Annotated in this window: 14 protein-coding genes; 13 read left to right on the plus strand and 1 reads right to left on the minus strand. The window is 67.9% G+C overall.

Annotated features, from left to right (window positions below; translation table 11 throughout):
• Positions 1-557: 557 nt before the first annotated feature.
• The 11 genes from IRT45_RS27760 (at position 558) to IRT45_RS27810 (ending at position 13,390) form a co-directional block, all read left to right on the plus strand.
• Complete coding sequence (locus tag IRT45_RS27760) at positions 558-1,097, plus strand: hypothetical protein (protein WP_194808803.1); 540 nt, start codon at positions 558-560, stop codon at positions 1,095-1,097.
• A gap of 103 nt (positions 1,098-1,200) precedes the next feature.
• Positions 1,201-2,793: a hypothetical protein gene (locus IRT45_RS27765; RefSeq protein WP_194808804.1), complete on the plus strand. Its 1,593-nt coding sequence runs from the start codon at positions 1,201-1,203 to the stop codon at positions 2,791-2,793.
• Between the two features lie 9 nt (positions 2,794-2,802).
• Positions 2,803-3,681: a hypothetical protein gene (locus IRT45_RS27770; protein WP_194808805.1), complete on the plus strand. Its 879-nt coding sequence runs from the start codon at positions 2,803-2,805 to the stop codon at positions 3,679-3,681.
• Complete coding sequence (locus IRT45_RS27775; RefSeq protein ID WP_194808806.1) at positions 3,671-5,389, plus strand: hypothetical protein; 1,719 nt, start codon at positions 3,671-3,673, stop codon at positions 5,387-5,389. The genes IRT45_RS27770 and IRT45_RS27775 overlap by 11 nt, the downstream gene beginning before the upstream one ends.
• 29 nt (positions 5,390-5,418) lie before the next feature.
• Positions 5,419-6,915 (plus strand): PPE domain-containing protein, encoded by a 1,497-nt coding sequence (locus IRT45_RS27780; protein WP_194808807.1) that lies wholly within the window; start codon positions 5,419-5,421, stop codon positions 6,913-6,915.
• The gene (locus IRT45_RS27785) at positions 6,912-7,256 is read left to right on the plus strand and encodes a YbaB/EbfC family nucleoid-associated protein (protein WP_194808808.1); all 345 of its coding nucleotides are present in this window, start codon (positions 6,912-6,914) and stop codon (positions 7,254-7,256) included. Before IRT45_RS27780 ends, IRT45_RS27785 begins: the two co-directional genes overlap by 4 nt.
• Entirely contained in the window at positions 7,253-8,020 is a 768-nt protein-coding gene (locus IRT45_RS27790) for a hypothetical protein (RefSeq protein WP_194808809.1), read from the plus strand. Before IRT45_RS27785 ends, IRT45_RS27790 begins: the two co-directional genes overlap by 4 nt.
• A 76-nt stretch (positions 8,021-8,096) precedes the next feature.
• On the plus strand, positions 8,097-8,453 hold the full coding sequence (locus IRT45_RS27795; RefSeq protein ID WP_030518544.1) for a hypothetical protein: 357 nt from the start codon (positions 8,097-8,099) through the stop codon (positions 8,451-8,453).
• A 19-nt stretch (positions 8,454-8,472) separates the two neighbouring features.
• Complete coding sequence (locus tag IRT45_RS27800) at positions 8,473-8,778, plus strand: hypothetical protein (RefSeq protein ID WP_194808810.1); 306 nt, start codon at positions 8,473-8,475, stop codon at positions 8,776-8,778.
• Between the two features lie 5 nt (positions 8,779-8,783).
• Positions 8,784-11,321, plus strand: a complete 2,538-nt coding sequence (locus IRT45_RS27805; protein WP_194808811.1) for a hypothetical protein — start codon at positions 8,784-8,786, stop codon at positions 11,319-11,321.
• Between the two features lie 137 nt (positions 11,322-11,458).
• Positions 11,459-13,390 (plus strand): type VII secretion target, encoded by a 1,932-nt coding sequence (locus IRT45_RS27810; RefSeq protein WP_194808812.1) that lies wholly within the window; start codon positions 11,459-11,461, stop codon positions 13,388-13,390.
• A 116-nt stretch (positions 13,391-13,506) separates the two neighbouring features.
• Here IRT45_RS27810 and IRT45_RS27815 read toward each other — a convergent pair whose 3' ends face one another.
• Positions 13,507-14,817 carry a hypothetical protein gene (locus tag IRT45_RS27815; RefSeq protein WP_194808813.1) on the minus strand — a complete coding sequence of 437 codons (1,311 nt, stop codon included), beginning with the start codon at positions 14,815-14,817 and terminating at the stop codon, positions 13,507-13,509.
• Between the two features lie 200 nt (positions 14,818-15,017).
• Between IRT45_RS27815 and IRT45_RS37655 the strand changes: the two genes are divergently transcribed.
• Positions 15,018-15,989, plus strand: a complete 972-nt coding sequence (locus IRT45_RS37655; RefSeq protein WP_194808814.1) for a C40 family peptidase — start codon at positions 15,018-15,020, stop codon at positions 15,987-15,989.
• Positions 15,990-16,442: 453 nt separating this feature from the next.
• On the plus strand, positions 16,443-18,197 hold the full coding sequence (gene eccA, locus IRT45_RS27825; RefSeq protein WP_030518538.1) for a type VII secretion AAA-ATPase EccA: 1,755 nt from the start codon (positions 16,443-16,445) through the stop codon (positions 18,195-18,197).
• Positions 18,198-18,199: the final 2 nt, after the last annotated feature.

An 18,199-nucleotide genomic window follows, 5' to 3' on the forward strand; every position in this document is an offset into this window, starting at 1 on the left:
GTGGAGGCGGGACTCCATGACCCGGATGCGGACGACGTGCTCGAGTGCTCCGGCACTCCCGAACTCTGCGGCGAGGACGTGCCGCGCTGATCCGTCCACGGAGAAGTATTCGGCACCGCGGCTCGGGTACCGCTCGAATCCTGTTGCCGCCGAGGCGCTGTCCAGGGCGTGATAGGTGCCGCGGCGTCCGCGTCGGGGCGGGTGTCCGCGTGGGGATCGGTGGTGGGATCCGCCGAGCCGTCGCCAACCACCGGTGCCGTGCTCTCGATACTGGTCACTCGCCGCTCCTCGGGCGGACGAGGGCGACCGTGCCCCAGCGGTGGAAGGCGGTGAGCGACCGCAGGAGGGGCATCGGCACTCCTTCCGCATCGATCCCGGCCGGTTCGCCGCGGCGCACCGATTCGTCTGTGCGCGAGCTCCTCTCAATCCTCGCCGGTCCGGCTCCGTATCGAATTCCCAACAGTGGGAATCCCCGAGAATGAGGGGGAGATCGGACCCACGGCAGGACGGGGATCGCGGGATGACTGGCACCTACTGCTGGCCGGGCAGGTGATCGCATGGGCCTCGGTAACTTTTTCAAAGGTGTCGGGAACTTCGTTTCCGACCACATCGGCGATATCGCCGTCGGTGTCGCGACCGGGGTCGGTTTCGCGCTGGGTGGGCCCATCGGCGCCGGGCTGGTCGGGGCTGCTGCCGGGGCGCTGCAGTCAGGCTTCGATGACGGGTGGAGTTGGAAGAACGTCGGAGCCGGTGCTGCTTTCGGTGCGGTCGGGGGCCTGCTGGGTGGCGGGGTGAGCGGTGGTGCGGGTGTGAAGGGGCTGTTGTTCGCCGGCAAGTCGTTGGTGAAGGCGAATGCGCTGGGGGATGCCGAGAAGGCGGCGCTGGCCGTCGGTAAGAAGGGGCTGTTCAGAAATACGATCCCGACCCAGCTCGGCGGCGCCCACCTGAAATCGTCCCGAACCTATATGGGGATTCTGGGTGCAGCGACCGGTCCGTCGACCGCGCGGCAGATGTGGGATCAAGCCCACCCGAAGAAGTTCGGCGACGTGCCCACCATCGACATAATGAGCAAAAACGAGCTCGCGGCCAATGCCTGACATGCCGCATATTCTGATGCCCGACCCGCGGAACCTGCCTGACGGGCTGGTTCTCAACAAGGCTGTCGAAATGCGGTACCGCGCCCTCGTCAAGATGTATCAAATGAGTTGGGACAGCCTCGGAAACGGGAAGGCATCCGAGGTGCCCGAAACGCTTCCGGTAGGGAAGATCACGGGTGCGGAAAAAGCGCGGATCGCGAACTATCAGGAGTGGGTGGATACCCTCGACGCCTACTATGAAGGACTGTCGGACAACGATCGCATCATCGTGGGTATTCCGGATAAGGCAGGGGGCTTGTGTGACGAGGGCCGCGCGGGTCTGCGGACATTGATCGGAAAGCTGAACGAACTGGCAAAGGTCAATCCGAAAGATGTCGAATATCTTGGCCAATTGCTGCAAGACCGGGAGTTGGACGCGAGCATCGCATCCGATGGAGGAGAAATCACCGAAGACAAATACGTCATGACAGTCGTTCTCACCACGACCACGATGGCGACTGCGGCGATGCAGGATCTGAGTAATCAATTTCAGGCGCTCGCCGGGGAGATCCCGCCACCGGCCCAGCAAACGCCTGCGCCGAAAGACGCGCCGTCTACGAAGCAGGCGCCCACGAATACAACCGGTACGGACGGAGTTTCGCCTTACTCCGGTCCATATGTGGGATCTGTCGGTGACTCCACGTCCGCGGATTCGCCGGCGGCTCCGCCGGTGTGGAATTGGGACTCCGGTAGTGCCCCGAGTTCGTCCTTCGTCACCTCGGCGGGGTCGCCGAGCGGTCTCGCCGCGCGGTCGAGCGACAGTGCTGCTACGGAGGACCCATCCAGCGACAGGCAGGCCGACAACCCGACCTCGACCGTCGGAACCGCCGCCCCGGCCGGAACCTCGCCGGCGACTGCGACACCCGGTTTCTCGCCCGCCAATTACGCGTTGCCGCTGGCGATGCGGGGACTGGCCGATATGGCCGACGCCCGCCGAGCCGCCGGGAATGCGATGCCGGAGAACCGAGGCCCGACGTCGACCCGAGCGGTGTCCGGCGCGGCGAGCGCGCCCGCCTCCGAGCTGCGCGCAGCGTCTGCCGGGACGCCGTCGACGGCTACCCGGAGTGGCCCGACGTCGCAGAATTCCACTTCGGCCACGTCGTCCCAGGCCGGTACACCACCTCCGTCCAACCAGGCCGGTTCGCCGTCGGCCCAGTCGAGACCGGGTCCGGCGGCGGTGACGCCGGTGTCCGCGTCACGGCCGGCCGACGGTGTGATGGTCTACACGTTCCCCGACGGACGAAGCCAGGTCGTATCGCCCGTGGTGGCCCAGGCGTTGGATGTCGCGTTCGGCAACGCCGCAGGAACGGATGCGCGGCACGCCTACGAGAAGACCGCGGCGAAACTGCCCGACGGCAAGGAGATCGGCGATCCGGTGGATCCCAGCCGGTTGATCACCGGCGACATCGCCACGTGGGATCAGCGGACCGCGTTGGTGGTCGCTTTCGGTGATGACGGCAATACATCTCTGGAGGTGATCATCCAAGGTGAGTTGAAGCAGTTCGACGCTCACATGAGCGATAAGCAAGGTGACTTCGGCGGATTCGCCGGCTTTGCCCATCCCGCCGGCATAGAAGCGACCAGCGATTCGCAACCACCCGCACCGGCGATCCCCGTCGACTACTCGGCCGGCGGGCAGGTGTCGGTACCGGCATAGGAGATTCGTATGAGCTTGATGGGTCTGGCGGCAAACCTCGCCGTGACTGCCGTCGTGAGTCGAGTGGCTCCCGGCCTGGGTGGGTCGGTGGTCGCGGGCTTCGCCGGCGGAGCGACCGAGTCGTTGGTCGAGGGGGATACCAACGTGGGCGACGTGATGAAGTCGGGCGGCTACGGTGCCGCGGGCAGCCTGATCGGCGACGGGGTGGGGCGCGGTCTCGGAGCCGCGGCGCGGTTCGGCGCCAAGGGGACCGAGTCTGCTCTCGGGAAGGCGACGGCGTTGTCGGCCGACGCATCCAAGGCCGCCGGCGAGTGGAAGACTGCCGATGACGCACTCGAGGCAGCCAGAAACAAACTCGCCAATACGAACAGAGCGAATATTCCGGGCCGGCGGAGCGCTCAGAAAGCGGTGCAGACAGCGGAGACGGACGCAGCCGCTGCACAGAAGAAATGGGAGGACGCCCAGATAAAGGCCGACGACCCGGGATTCTCGGTCTCCAAAATGCAGCAGCGCAAGAAGATCCTGGACCGCGCGGGAAAGGAACTTCGGGGCGGCAAAGGGCGGGCCAAGCAGCCTGGATTCCGGCAAGGGGGTTGGGGCAACACCGGTTTGCGATCCCTGGGCGCGACGATCGGGTCCAACACTGCGGGAGGGCGGAGCGGGGGATCGTCCTCATCCGACAGCGGGGGCGGAGACAAGACCCCGAAACCGAAACCGACGGCTCAGAATGTCGAACTCATGTGGGGCGGCAAGCAATATATGGACTCGCCCCCGAAAGAGCCTATCGTGCAGGATCCGAGCTATCAGGTGGCGATCGAAAGTCCCACCGGGTTTCTGCTCTATCCGAAGGGCTTGAACGACCAGATACGGCGCTGGTATGTCGGATGAAACGAAAACCGCTCTGTCGCTGGCACAAGCGCTGGGCACGAACGCGAATCTCTTCGGTGAGCCCGAGAAGGGTAAGCCGGTGGCGGTGGTGAAAACACCGACGCTGAAGCCGCAGATGCTCCAAAAAATGCAGGGTCAGTCGGAATTGGCAACTCAATACCGTAACGCTGTGGGCAGCATGAATACGAAGGCTGCGAGCTGGGATGTTTCGCTGGCGAAGGTAGGTGCGAAGGTCGACGACGTAAAGAAGACGTCCGCGGACGGACTCGAACAGCTCGGGAACCTGGTCAAGGGCATCAATTACAACGTTGCGTCGATCTCCTCGCTCGAGGAAGGTCAGGTATTGGAGATCGAATTCATCGACATGATGGACCAGGCGTACTCCGAACTGACCGACTCGGTGGAGTCGGCTGCCGGACAGAACGAGGCCGCCGCCGATGCCATCAAATCCTGGGCGGCGGATTTCGAGAAGGGGCAGCAGCAGCACGATGCCGCCATTCAGTCGCAACTGGACAGCGCATTGGCGAAGCTCAATGCCGGTGGGAACGGCGGCGATGCGGGCAATGGCTCCGGCTTGAACCTCGGTGCCGACAGCGGGCTGGAGAACTTGGGCAAGGACACCACCATCGACCCCGATACCGGACTGCCGACCGACAACACCTCTACGGCCGACGACGCCAAATCGAAGATCGACGATGCGATTCAGCAGATCAAGGACTCGGCGATGTCACCGACCTCGTCGATGGCAAGTCCGGTCGAATCACCTTCGCTGGGTTCGGGTTTGGGGGGAATGATGGATCCGACGGGCATGGGGGGAATGGGGATGAACCCGTACATGAATCCGTACGGGATGGGCATGGGCATGGATCCTTACGGATCGCTCACAGACTCGCTGCGCAACCGTGGCGACGATCTGGATCCGAATCGGATCGATCGGGCGGTGCAGCCGCTGGCACAGGCGCAGCCACAGCAACCCGCGCCGTCGACGCCGTGGTCGAATCAGAACAACGCCGCGCCGGTGTCGAATACCGCCGGCGGTCCGCCTCCGAACGCGACGTCCTCGCAGCCGGGCGGGACCACGCCGCCGCCGCGGGTGCCGGGTTCGGACGGCATGATCGAATACGCCTTCCCGCCCGACTTCCAGCGGAAGCAGAAGGTGTCGCCGGTCGTCGCCCAGGCGCTGGACGCGGCCTTCGCCAATACCAAGGGCACGGACGCCAAGGCGGCCTATTCCGGCACCACGGCGAAGTGGTCGGACAACAAGCAGGTCGGCGCGCGGATCGATCCGAGCCAGTTGATGACCGGCGATGTCGCGCTGTGGGACAAGGACCACGCGGCGATCGTCGTCGCCTTCGGATCCGGTGATCCGGCCACCGCCGCCGCCGCGAATTTCACCGGTGCCGCGAGTTTCACCGGTGTGTCGGGCGGTTCCGGTGATCCCTCGGCCGGCTCGGGCGACACCTCGGCCGGTTCGGGTGACGGCAGTGATGCGCTGCAGGTGGTCGTCTGCGGTGAGCTGAAGCGGTTCGATGCGCACATGTCCGATGTGGGTGGCGATTTCGGCGACTTCAGCGGGTTCGCGCATCCGGCCGGTATCGAGGGCACGGGCGCCGCGCACGGTGACGCCATGCCCGCGGTGCCCGCACCGGGTGATCCGTCCGCCGGCGGTCCGACGATGTCGGCACTGGCCGGCACTCAGACGATCTGACGGCCGGAGGGTGAGAGGAGGTCGTAGCGTTGAATGTTGATCCGACGGAACTGATTTCGGCGGCATCGTCGCTGGCCGATATGGCGCAGAACAGTGGCGGCACCCTGCCCAGGGGCTGGGTGGTCCCCGCCGGAGCGGATCCGATTTCCGCGCAAGCGGTGCCGCAGCTGAACGGCAGTGCGCAGGATCTGTACAACGGTGTGCTCGGGGCGTTGAACGAGGTGCATCGCACCGCCTGGAACATCGGCGCCGCCGCGGTGGACTACACCGAGGCCGACGAACAGGCCGGGCGCGATATCGGCGGCGCGGGTTCGGACATGCTGACCAACCCGGTGGGCGAGACTCCGCCGCACACACCGCGGTTCGCGCCGACCTTCCGATTGCCGGCCGTCGGCGCGGAGGTCGATCCGCTGACCTTCGCCCAGCAGTTGCATACCGGCCCGGGGCCGGGAGGCGCGGCTCGCTTCGCCGAAAACGTGCGGAACTACCTGTCGACCACGCATGCCGATGCCACCAGCGGTCTGGATCAGGCCGCGCTGCGCATGCAGCACTGGACACCGGTGGGATCGGCGGCAGCACAGCAACTCTCGAAACACCGCAGCTGGCTCGACCAGCTCGGATCCGCGCTGGGGGATCTGGCGGACAACGCCCAGAACTACGCCGACGCCTTCACCGCGGCGAAGGCCAAACATCCCACGCCCCAGGAGATCATCGCCGCCCGCAAAGAACTGGTCTCGGCGATGCGCTCGAAGAACGAACTCGGCGTGCAGGATGCGCTGGCGAAGTTCCAGGAACAGAACGCGCGCTCGGCCCAGACGGTCACCGACTACTCCACGGCGGTGAACTCGAAGACTCCCTCGAAAGGGTCGGAAACCTCGGGCTCGCAGAGTGATTCGAGCGGTAGCGACATGAGCATGCTGGCCCAGATGCTGCCCACGATGATGAGCTCGCTGATGCAGGGCGGGATGATGTCGCAGCTGGGCCAGGGCGGCAGCACGGACTCGCTCGACGGGCTCGACGGCTCCGATTACGACTACGACTACGGCAGCTACCCCGACTACGGTTCCGCCGGTGGCGGTTACGGAGGCGGTGGCGCGATGCCGATCGGGGACATCACCAGCGGGCTGGACAGCGGCTCCACGAGCACACCGACCGTCAGCGTCGGCCCGATGCCGATGGTGGCGTCCGCGTCCATGGCCGGGACCGCGGCGAGCAGTGCGTCGAATATGCCTCGCACACCGGTGATCGAGCCGCTGTCCTCCTCGGCGGCCGCGGCGGCCCGCGGCGCCGCCGGTGGGTCGCCGATGATGCCGTACATGCCGATGGCGCCCGGTATGGGCGGTGGCGGCGGCGGCAACGAACGCAACCGGGTCGTGGCATGGCATCCCGATCGGCTGATGTACGTCGACGACACCCCGCACACCGAGCAGGTCATCGGTGAGAAGCCGACCATCGCACCGACCGTCACACCCCCGACGCCGTCACCCGCCAACCAGACCCCGAGTCAATCCGGAGGTAGCGCATGAGTGGAATCCATCCCGACGTCCAAGCGGCTTTGGACGCCGCCCGCGAATTACGCCACAAGATCGCCGATCTGCGGGAACGTATCGACGCGATCCGAGCGCGGCGCCCGTCGCCGAGCGGTGCCGTCATACCCGAGGTGGATGCGATGGGGCGGCTGACCGACTTGTACCTGGCACCCGGCACGGTCGACCGGTTCGAGGCAGATGAACTGGTCGCCGAGATCATGTCCGCCATCCGCGAGAGTTCGGCCGACGCCGGACGCCAGTACCAGGTGATCATGGATGCCGAGCCGTCGCCCGAGACCGAGGGTGTCGGTGGGCAACCGGTGGAGCAGCTGTCGTGACCGAACCCGCGGCGGTCACCGTCGCCGACACCGTGCGCTGGCTGCACGAGGAGGGCCTCGTGCGGCTGGCGGGGGTGGGCGAGCGCAGTTTGCACCCGATCGCGGCGTTCACCATCGACGTGGCGACCGGAATGGTGGGAGCTCATCCGGCTTCGGGCGCCAGCTCCGACGTGAGCACCTTCGCCGCCGACGATCTGCCCCATCCGGTCGGTTCGCCGAAGCGGCTCGTGATCGTCGGTGTCACCACCTCCGAGGCGATGCTGGTGGTGGATCTCGCTGCGGCCCTGACTATTTCGATCAACGCCGATCAGCCCGAGGCGGCCGCCCGGTCGTGGGTTCTGCAACTGCTGCTGAATCCGGAGATCACCATCTCCACCAACAGTGCCGAGGTGGCGATCGGTAACAGTCCACGCTGCCGCCGCTCGTTCATCCCGGGCGGCGGCGCGACGATCATCAATATCGACGATATGAATCCGCCGCTGACCACGGTGACGCTCAACGGAGCGGAGGGCCCGGACCATCTGGACGTCGAACCCGACGGGACCGGGGAGATGTATCTGGGCTCGCGATTCTGGTCGCTGCGCCAGGTGATGACGGTCGGCGACGCGGCCTGGAGCGAGTTGGTCGACCGGATGTCGGGAACCGGAGAATCACCGGCGGGTTCGAACGAACCACCGCCGGCCGCGAGCGTCGCGCCACCCGTCGGCGCCGGCGCACCACCGCCGCGAGGAGCGCTCGCCCCTGAACTTTCGGAGGGCCGATGAGACACACCGCGAAGCCTTCCCCTCGGCCCGACCGGGTGCGGGTGTCCCGCGAGTCCCGCAAGACACAGGAGAACGGATGAACGACGATCTGGAATTCGACGACTACGACACCGAATCCGATGCACCGGCGCCGGATTGGAAGTCGATGACCTACGAGGTCTTCAATCCCGACCACAGCGTCGGCGTCGCCTGCGACCGGGACGGCGAGGTGGTGGGTCTGCACCTGTCGGACGAGGCGCGCGACAACGGCGACAGCTGGCTCGCCAACGAGATCCTGCGACTGGCGCGGCTCGCGCATATGAAATCTCGCGTCGGGCTGCGCGCGGAGATGGAGTACAACGGCGCGCGGCCCTACACGGTGGACTCGTTCGATCTGCCGACCGAGGCGTCCTACCGGGCGATGGAGAGCGCCGAATTCGGCACCACGCTGTGACTACAGATAGGAGTCCGTCATGCTGGAGATGGACGATCAACAAAGCTCCATAAACGCGTCGGATCAGTTCCACGTCGCCGTCACCGCGAACACCGGACGGGCGTCACAGCACGTCGAATATTCGCCTACGCACTATCGCGAGGGCACGGGAGCGAAATTCGACGATCAGGCGACGCAGATCGGCAAACGAGTCGGTGAGTGGATCAGCGACTTCGTGACCGCGCGCAACGGCCACAGCGATGGCACGAACGTTGCCGTGCGCGATGCCGTGAACGCCCTCTACGACGCGGATATCGATACCGGCGCCGGCGTGCGATCGGTCTGACGCGCATGGGTTCCGAGCACGGCAGCCCCTATTGGGAAACGATCGTCGGCAAGCATTGGCCCACGATTCCACCGTCGGATTGGTACAACCTCCAGACGATGGTTCGCGACGCCGCCGCGGCGATGGACCCTGAGGAGGCCGATCGTGCCCGGCGCCTGTTTTCCGAACGCGTTCCGTCCAGCGAAGGATTGGAGCCGGCCAAACGCGACATGCTGAACCAGCAGGACAGCTTGCGCAAGCTGGTGGATGCCCTGGTCGCCGCGTCCGATACCTTCGGGCAGATCGGCGACATCGACTATCGCACCCGGCATCGGATCCTCGACATCGTCGATCGTGCGGACGCCGATATCCAGCGGGTCCGGCAGCAGGAGACCGACAAGAACGGAAACGAGGACGAAGCCGCCGAACAGCGGCGGATCTCGGCGATCGTCCGAGAGGCTCGGGACGAGGTCGCCGACGTCGAGCGCAATGCGCTGAACATGTTGGGCCCCCAGGGGCTTCCGGAGCTCGCCTTGATCGCCGAATTGCTGGGCCGGCCGAATCCCTGGACGCGGGGCAACGGTCCGGGCGGCCCGGGACGGCGGCAGGACGGTGGGCCCGGGGCCGGCGGCCGCCCCCGGAACCCCGGCGGCGGCTCGCACCAGCAGATGCCTGGTCCGATGCACGATCCGATGCCGCGCTTCCCGTTCCTCCCCGGGATGGTTCGGCTCGATCCGGGAATGTTCTCTCATGTTCCACCGCCGTTCGAGGACATCGCGGATCGGCTGCGGGATCGGCTGTTCGGCGACCCGCCGGCCACGGTCGATCACATGCCGTCCCCGTCGGCGGGCCCTCAGGACCAAGCGCCGAACGCGCCGGCTCCGACGGCACCGGCCGGTGGTGCGCCTGCCCCGGGGCAGAACTCCGGGTGGGCGCCCGCCGGACCGAATCACGCCGGACCCGGCGACAGCGGTGACCATACCGTGGACGCCGCACCGATGGTCGATTCCGGTGCCTCGCACGAGCCGGACGCCCCGGTGTCCGGGACCGCCTCGGACACACATGTCGAGCCTGCCGCCGGGCACGGCTCCGAGTCCGGGCGTGGTCAGGACGAGAACGACTCCGGCGCAGCGCAATTCGCCCGCATGTCGAATCCGGACGACGATACCGAACACGACGAGGCGGGACATCGTGCCGAGCTGGGCCCGATCGCTCCGATCGGCGCGTCGAGCCTCGCGGCGGGTGGGCTGATGTCGGCGCCCCTGGTCGTACCCCAGCCTGGGGCGCTCGGTCCCGCCGTATCGGCCCCCATCGATCGGATGAACGCGCCCGCGGCGCAGGCGACCCCGCCGCCGGCCGGTGCCGACACCCGCCCCGGATCGCCACCGGACTCGCGGATCTCCGCGCCCGGGGGGAAGGGGCCCATGGTCGGCAATCCACCCGGCCCACCCGGATCCCCGGTTGCGCCACCGGTGGCGAAAGCGATTCCCCCGCAGCGTATTCCGGGACAGCCCGGCAGCGACGAGGTCGTTCGGGATGCGGTCGGCGCGGCCATGGTGGCGGCGTCGGCCCCGGCCTTCGTACTCGGCGAACGTGTCGACGGCGATCTGGTGTTGGCCCGCAGCCTGCTGAGCAGTCTGCTCGCCGCGGCCGGGGATTCGGCGCTCGGTGTGGACTGGGCGGTGTCGGTGCTGCGTCATTCCGGCGGCGTGACCGCATTCGTCACGTCCAACGAAGGGCGCGGGTGGCTGCCGGCCGGACTGTATCTGCCGCGGGAATTGTCCACTCCGTGGGTATGGTCGGAGTCCGATGGCAGTGGCTGGGAGGGCGTCGGCGATCCGGCGCGCATCCTGGCCGAATTCGGAATCGCCTGGGGCGCGAAGATCGGGGCGCGGCTCTCGGCGCTGGTTTCCTCGCAGCCGATCGACGGCACGCTGAGTGCCCAGCTCGGTGCGGTTCCGACGGAGGGCTCGGTCGCGGCCGCGGCGGTGATGGATTTCGGTACGCCGGCCGCGGGTCTGGCCGACCGGCTCGAACTCGTGGGGTCGGCGCAGCTGGCCGATCGCGTTGCCGCGACTGCTCCGGATCGCATCGCCGAGCGGTGTGTGGAATTGGCGCGCGACGGCCACGCCCGGGCCGCCGCACTGGGGCGGGCGCCGGATTCGTTGGGAGCCGGGGCGATTCGCGCCGGCATTCTGCAGGCGATCGCGCAGCGCAAGGCCGTGCCGGAACCGCTGTGGGACGAACTGCGCGACGCCGACGCGCTGGTCGCCGCATCGATGTTGCCGCTGCGCGCGGATGTGTCCCGCGTAGCGCTCGGCGAGTTGCGGTCGGAGTCCGGCGCCCGGGGAGAGGCCGCGGTCCTGCGTGCGATGGTGTGCCAGCGACGCTGTGACGAACTGGTCCTGCTGCTCGCGGCCGAACCGACTCGCCAAACCTTGCGCGACGCCGTGTACGCACATGCGCAATTGGCGGAATTGGCCGCGGCCCCGCCGGGACCGGATCCGACGCCGCCGGGACCGCCTCGGACCTCGTCGGTCAGTGTCGGCCCCACGCGGCGGTGAGCGCCAGGGAGCGGTGGACCGTAGCCGGTCGAATGCCGTGCGCGCCCAGAACTTCCCTGCGCTGGGAACAGCGCCCGGCAGTGGGGATTGTCCAGCGCCGACAATGATCTCGTCAGTGGCGGAAAGGATTGTGCGGCATGCCGGAGATGGAGATCGACCCTGCGGTGCTGCGTCAACTGGCAGAGCAACACCGTCAGGTCGCGCGCGAAACCCGGGAATGGGCGCAACCGCCGTACGATTGGCTCGCCAGCTTCATCCCCACGTACGGCAAGATCGCCCAGCCGGTCAAGGATGCCCTCGACGACTACTACGACGCCCGCAAACGAGCGGGTGACAAGCTGGCGGACGACCACGACCACACCGCGGATCAGTTGATCGCCGCGGCCGAGTCCTATGAAAACGCCGACCACGGCATCGCATCGGATTTCCGCCGAGCGGGCGACGAGATCGGCGGGCACGGGTCACCGCAGGGAACACCGGCGCACGCTGCGCCGAACGGCCACACCTTCGGCCCCGGCGACGGCCGCACGCCGGCGGGTATCTCGCCCCTCGGCACGTCGCCGCTCGACGGCGGTCCTTCGGTCACCGGTCCGCAGACGCCGGGCGCCGGTCAGCAACACCCGGACGCGGCGGACCAATCGCCGGGCGCGACCGTCCCCGGCGTCGCCGCCGCCGCACCGGGAGCTGCCGCACCGATGGGCGCCGTGGACTCCACAGGCACCCAGGCCGGGTCCGGTTCCGGCGTCAACACCGGTGCGGCGGCCGCCGCCGCGGGTACCCCGGTCGGTGGAGTGGCGACGCCGGCCACCGTCGGCGCGGGCGTGGGTGCCGACGACCGATCGGCGCAGCAGCCGCCGACCGGCGCCACGGGACGCTACGACATGCCGCCGGTACCGGTCGTCACGCCGTTCGCCGCCGCGGTGGCCGCGGCCAAGGACAAGGAGGCCGAGCCGGCCTACGTGGTGGGCGATGCGGTCGACAACGACCTCCTGGTCGCGCGCACCTTGCTGGCGGCGGTGCTGGCCGCCGCGGATACGCCGGCGGTGGGAATGCACTGGGCGGTCGGCGTGATGCGCGGCCCGGCCGGGGCGGGGGTGTTCATCACCTCGAACGAGGGACGGGGCTGGTTGCCGGCGGGGATCTATCTCCCTCGGGAGGTGTCGACGCCGTGGCTGTGGGACCAGATGCTCGACGACGGCTCAGGCCGTGCCGCCTCGCCCTGGGAGGGGATCTCGGACCCGGCCCGCGTGCTGGTCGAATTCGGGTTGGCATGGGGCCCGAAGGCGAACGCATCGCTGGTGGCCCTGGCCTCGTCCGCCTCGATCGACGGTGAGTTGCGGGCACGGTTCTCCGATATCGCGATGGCGGACCTGGTCGGCCCGGCCTACGACGTCGATCTCCGGGTACACACCCCGGACACGGTCGATCGCCTCGAACTGGCCGGATCGCCGGAAGCCGCCGGTCCCATTGCGGCAGTATCGGATTCACGCGCGTACGCCCGCTGCCTCGAGTTGGTGACCGACGCCCACACCAAGCTGGTGCGCAGCGGGACGGCCGCGGCCGATTCCGCCGAGTCCCGTCGCATCCGCGATCGCATCCTCGCCGTTCTGGAGGCCGGGCAGGAGGTGTCGCCGCAATGGTGGGAACAACTACGCGAGGCCGACGACCTGCTCGCGGCGGCAATGCTTTCGCGGCGCGTGGACGTCGCCCGGGTGGCGCCGGGTGACCTTCGCATCGACGAGGAGGGAGCGACGTTACGTGCCATGGTCTTCGAACGTCGCTGCAACGAACTCCTGCTGGTGCTCGCCGGTGAACCCGGTCGGCAACAATTGCGCGACGCGGCTTACGCCTACGACCAGATCGTGAATCATCCGCAGTTCGTGGAGGTTCCGGCCGCGGTCACGGCCGCCGAGCCTACGACGGTGGACCGCCCGGTCACCGTGTCCGGGCCGGTATCGGCTCCGAGCGTCGCCGCCGGTCCGCCGCGCGGGGCGGCGGTCGTGCCGCCGGTGGTGGCGCCGCCGGTGGTGGCGCCGCCGGTGGTCACCCCACCGTCCGAGCAGTCGTAGGCGCGGGCCGATGAAAGAGATTGCGGCCCAGGTATTCCCGGAAGTTTCGGGTATGGGCACGCGCGCACGGCCGGACCGGTCGGTGAGCGCGCAGTTGTGTGCCGGGGATGCCCGGGTCAGGCGGGTGCGCCCGGAATACCGCCCCCCGAGGGGGCGGTAACGGCGGGCGCGGAGGTGCCTGGTGGTGTGGTCGCCGGCGCGACCGTGGCCGGTGCGGTGCCGTCGGCCGGCGGCGGAGTGATGACTGCCGGGTCGGCGGTGATACCGCCCGGCTGGGGAGCCGTCGCCGCCGGGGCCGCACCGGCGGGCGGCGCCGCATTCGGGTCGGCGGCGGGAGCCGCGGGCGCGGCTTGCGCGTTGGGTGCGGCGCCGTTCTGCTGCGTCTGCTCCGCCTCCCGCTCCTTGCGTTCCTCTTCTTCCCTGCGGTGCTGTTCGGCATTGTTCTGGATGAACTGCTGCACCATCGGCGCCAGGGACATCAGACCCATCGGCAAGATCATGGCCAGCGGACCCAGCATCTGCGCGAGCCCGCCCAATCCACCGTCGCCGCCGGTGCCTGCCTGCGCGGCGCCGCCGGACGTTGCGGTACCGCTCGACGCCCCGGAACCGCTGCCGGAGCCGGAGCCCTGACCGGATCCGTTCTTGCTGTTGCCACCACCGGCCATGTTCGCGTTGTATTCGGCGACCGCGGAAACCTTCTGGCACACCGAGTCCAGGGTGTCGGCGATCTGCTCCATGAGTTTGAGCTCTTTGGCCGCCTTCAGCTTCTTGCTGAGCGGCCGCAGATCGACCTTGAGAGCATCCTTCAACTTGTTCACGTCGGCCATGACAGCGGCCAGCGTCTGATCCTTGCCGTCTTTGACCTTGATAGACGTCTTGACGACCTCGGCGTCCATCTGCAGCAGGTAGCTCTGGCGGGCCCGGACCTTGGTCAGGGTCTGCTGGTAGACGTCGCTGGCCTCGCCCTTGCCGAGGTTTTGATAGACGGTGGTGGTGAGCAGATCGTTCACATTGGGCGGCGGCGTGGTCATGCCACGCCCCAGCAGATCCACAGTGGTCTGGATCGCGGTTTCCGCCAGCGCGACGAAACTCGTCAGCGCCGGCGACGCACCCGGTGGCGGGGCGAGTTCGATCGGCTTGCCGTAGTGCTGACCGATGCCGTCCGCTTGCGGGGTGGGTTTCGGCGTGGGCCCACCGGTCGTGTGGTCGGTTCCGGGTTTGCCCCCGGGCTTCCCGTCGGTGGGCGGCTTGTCGCCGGGTTTGCCATCGGTAGGCGGCTTATGCCCGGGCTTACCATCCGTAGGCGGCTTCTCCCCGGGAGCGATGGCTGTGGCGGGGTCTGCCTGTACGAGGGTGACTCCCGCGACCTTGGTGTGTTGTTGTGCCAGTTGGCGCAGCCCCGCGGGGTCGATATCCATCTCCGCCATGCCCGACAATCCTTTCCGCCACCGACGACATCATTGTCGGCGCTTCCCGCAAATGGGAAGCTCGGTCGTTTCGCCATAACACGATCGGTGTCGCATAGTCGGAAACCAGTCTTCCGAGTGCGGGAGATCTGGAATTCACGTCGGCCATCCAGCGGCGCCGGCACAGGAGGCGGGCGGATGAGTGAGGGCGGGGCGATTGCATGGCGCCTGATCTGACCACCGATCTCAACGGGGTGCTGAACTCACTGCTCGGGCTGTACGGCCAGGGCAGTCCCGCACCGGGTACGGCCGGCACGGTCTCGACCACCGTCGCGAATATCGACAACAGCCACAACGGCTCCATCGCCCGCCACTACAGTGACGCCCGCGGCATGCAGGTATCGATCGCCGAGTCCCAGGCAGGCAAGGACGCGGTCGTGCACAAGGCGGTCGCCGCCGCCGGCGACGGCACGGTCACCGGACGCAATGCGCTCAACAATCGGATCGCCGACCTGCAATCGCGGCTGCAAGCCATCGCGGGGGTCGGCGATCTGCGGTTCAGCGGTCCGGCACTGTTGAACGCCGCGCACGCCACCATCGCCGACGCGACCAAACAGGTGGATGCCGATGTGGCCGCGGCGCACCGCCACGCGGCGACGATCCAGCCGCCGTCCGCCCCGGCTCCGGTCCACCGGCGGATCACGCCCGCAGGCCGCAGCCGGCGTCGCTCCCGGATACGAACCCGGGCCGGTGGGGGCGGTGGTGGTGCACTCCCGAGCGCGGTGCGCAGTCGTCCGGTTCCGTCGGACGGCACCGCCGGCGGTAAGGCGGTGAGTGCGGCGAGCGCCTGGCTGGGCACGCCCTACGTATGGGGCGGTGGTGGCGCCGGCGGGCCGAGCGGCGGCGGCTTCGACTGTTCGGGGCTGACCCAGTACGCGGTCGCGGAAGCGACCGACGGCCGAGTTCACTTGCCGCGCACGACATATGAGCAGATCTACTGTGGGGAGCGGATTTCGCCTCGCGATGTGCGGCCGGGTGATCTGGTCTTCCCGGCCGATTCGTTCTCCGCGCGCGGGCCCGAGCACGTGCAGCTCGCCGCCGGGAACGGGATGGTGATCGAGGCGCCGTACTCGGGTGCGACCGTACGGTGGGCGAAAATGCCCAGTGAAGCCGTCGTCGTCCGCGTCATGTGAGTTGTCGTCGAGGTGGGAGCGGCCGGTGGTCTGCTGACACCACCGGCCGCCGGGCGGGTGGCCGGCATCGGTGGGTGATACCGGCCCGTGCAGGGCTGCGGGCCTGCACCCCACGGCGGTCGGTTACCGGATCGCGGTTCATGGCCGCCGCCCCGAGGTTCGGGCCGTCAGGATGAGGACTGCCGACCCGCTACGCAATATACCGTTGAATGACGGCACGTCTTACGACGGCTCATCAAATAAGTGCCGGCCTACGCCATGGGTCGCCGAGTCGTGTGGCGGCGGCGCCGGTGGGAAAATGTCTCGCTCCCAGGGGATTCGGCGAAACCGCTGGTGCTGTAGCGAACCGTGACGCGTCGCTCGTATTTCCCAAGAATGGGAATAGCGCTCCCACGGCTGGCGGCCTGGGTGTCTATCGTTCGGGCAGGCGAGTGCGGCGGAAGGGATGTCCAGGTGTCAGCGGCCGAGGACGCGTTCTACACGGGTGTTCAATCACTGGGATTGGTTGCCGGCGGGGTTCGCAACGAAGACAATGCGTTGGCGGCGTTCCGGGCCGCCACCGATCTGGATCCGGATATGTGCGATGCCTGGCTGGGGCGCGCGATGGCGGGGGAGATCACCTCCGAAGTCATCTACGGCGCCTACCGGTCGGTGCACAACCTGTACCGGGATCAACAGCGCGCCGGATTGGTCGATCGCGCGCTGTGGTGTCAGGTGGAGCTCGGTATGTACGGGCTGCGGGTGGCGATGGCCGACCGCGATCAGATCGCGATCGCGCAGGCGTGCTCGTACGCCCAGGGCGGCGAATGGGAAGAGGCCGCGGCCATTCTCGATCAGGTGCCCAGCGACGACGTTTCCGATTTCGTTCGCATGTCGCTGTACTACCGCACCGATCGCTGGCCGGATCTGCTGGCCGCGCGCACGGCCAAACCGGTCCTCGAGGACGGCCTGCTCGATATCGCCGCCGAGTTGATGGCCGCCGAGTCCCTGGCGCGGATGGGACGATTCGGCGAGGCCATGCCGCGCGCCCAGCGCATCGTCGAGGACAGCGCCTCCGGAAGCCTGTCCTACATCTGGGCGGATGCGCACTTCCTGCTCGGAATGTTGTTGCGGCACAACGGTGACCACGATGCCGCCGAGAAGGTTCTGGCGGGGCTGCAGGGTTCCGCGTTGTGGTCCGAGCGGCCGCTGTGGCAGCGGGCCGTGCGCGACAAGAGCTATCGCTTCGATGTGGTGACCCCCGAGGTGATCGGTTCCCGGACGAACGTCTGGGATCCGTCCTCGGGCGACGACCCGGCCGAGGTGGCCGCCACCGCGGCCAAGGCCGAGCGCGACACCCTGCTGGCCGAGGCGTCGGATCTGCTGGCCGCGCAGATCGGCATGGACTCGGTCAAGGAACAGGTCGAGCGGCTCAAGTCCGGGGTCCTGATGGATCAGGTTCGCGCCAAACGCGGGCTGGCGGTGGAATCCAAGACCCAGCATCTGATCTTCTCCGGCCCGCCGGGTACCGGTAAGACGACCATCGCCCGAGTGATCGCCAAGATCTTCGCGGGCCTGGGTGTGGTGGAGAACGCCGACGTCATCGAGGTCTCGCGTAACGATATGGTCGGTACTCACCTCGGCCACACCGCGCCGAAGACCAATGCGCTGATCGACTCGGCCCTCGGTGGTGTGCTGTTCATCGACGAGGCCTACACCCTGATTCAGGAGGGACTGTCCGGCGGCGACGCCTTCGGTAAGGAAGCCGTCGATACGCTGCTGGCCCGGATGGAGAACGACCGCGACAAACTCGTGGTGGTCATCGCCGGCTACGAGGACCAGATCGACCGCTTCCTGGCGTCCAACGACGGTCTGGCCTCCCGCTTCACCAAGCGCATCCGGTTCGCCAGTTACGACGCCGACGAACTGGTCCAGATCGCCGATCACATTGCGCGCAAGAAGGATTCGATCCTGTCCGACCAGGCGCGCGAGGTGCTGCGGGACCGCTGCGCGGAATTGGCGCAGCAGACCCGCAACGGCCGCCGCCTGATCGATCTGGCCGGTAACGGCCGGTTCGTCCGCAATGTGGTGGAGGCGGCCGAGGCCGAACGCGACTACCGGTTCACGCGCGACAACGCGGATATCGCGAATATGTCCAACGAGGAACTGATGACCGTCGACGCATTCGACATCACTGCCGCCCTGGCGGGGCTGGCGCCGACGAGCTGACC

Source organism: Nocardia sp. BSTN01, assembly GCF_015354405.1.
Classification (GTDB): Bacteria; Actinomycetota; Actinomycetes; order Mycobacteriales; family Mycobacteriaceae; genus Nocardia.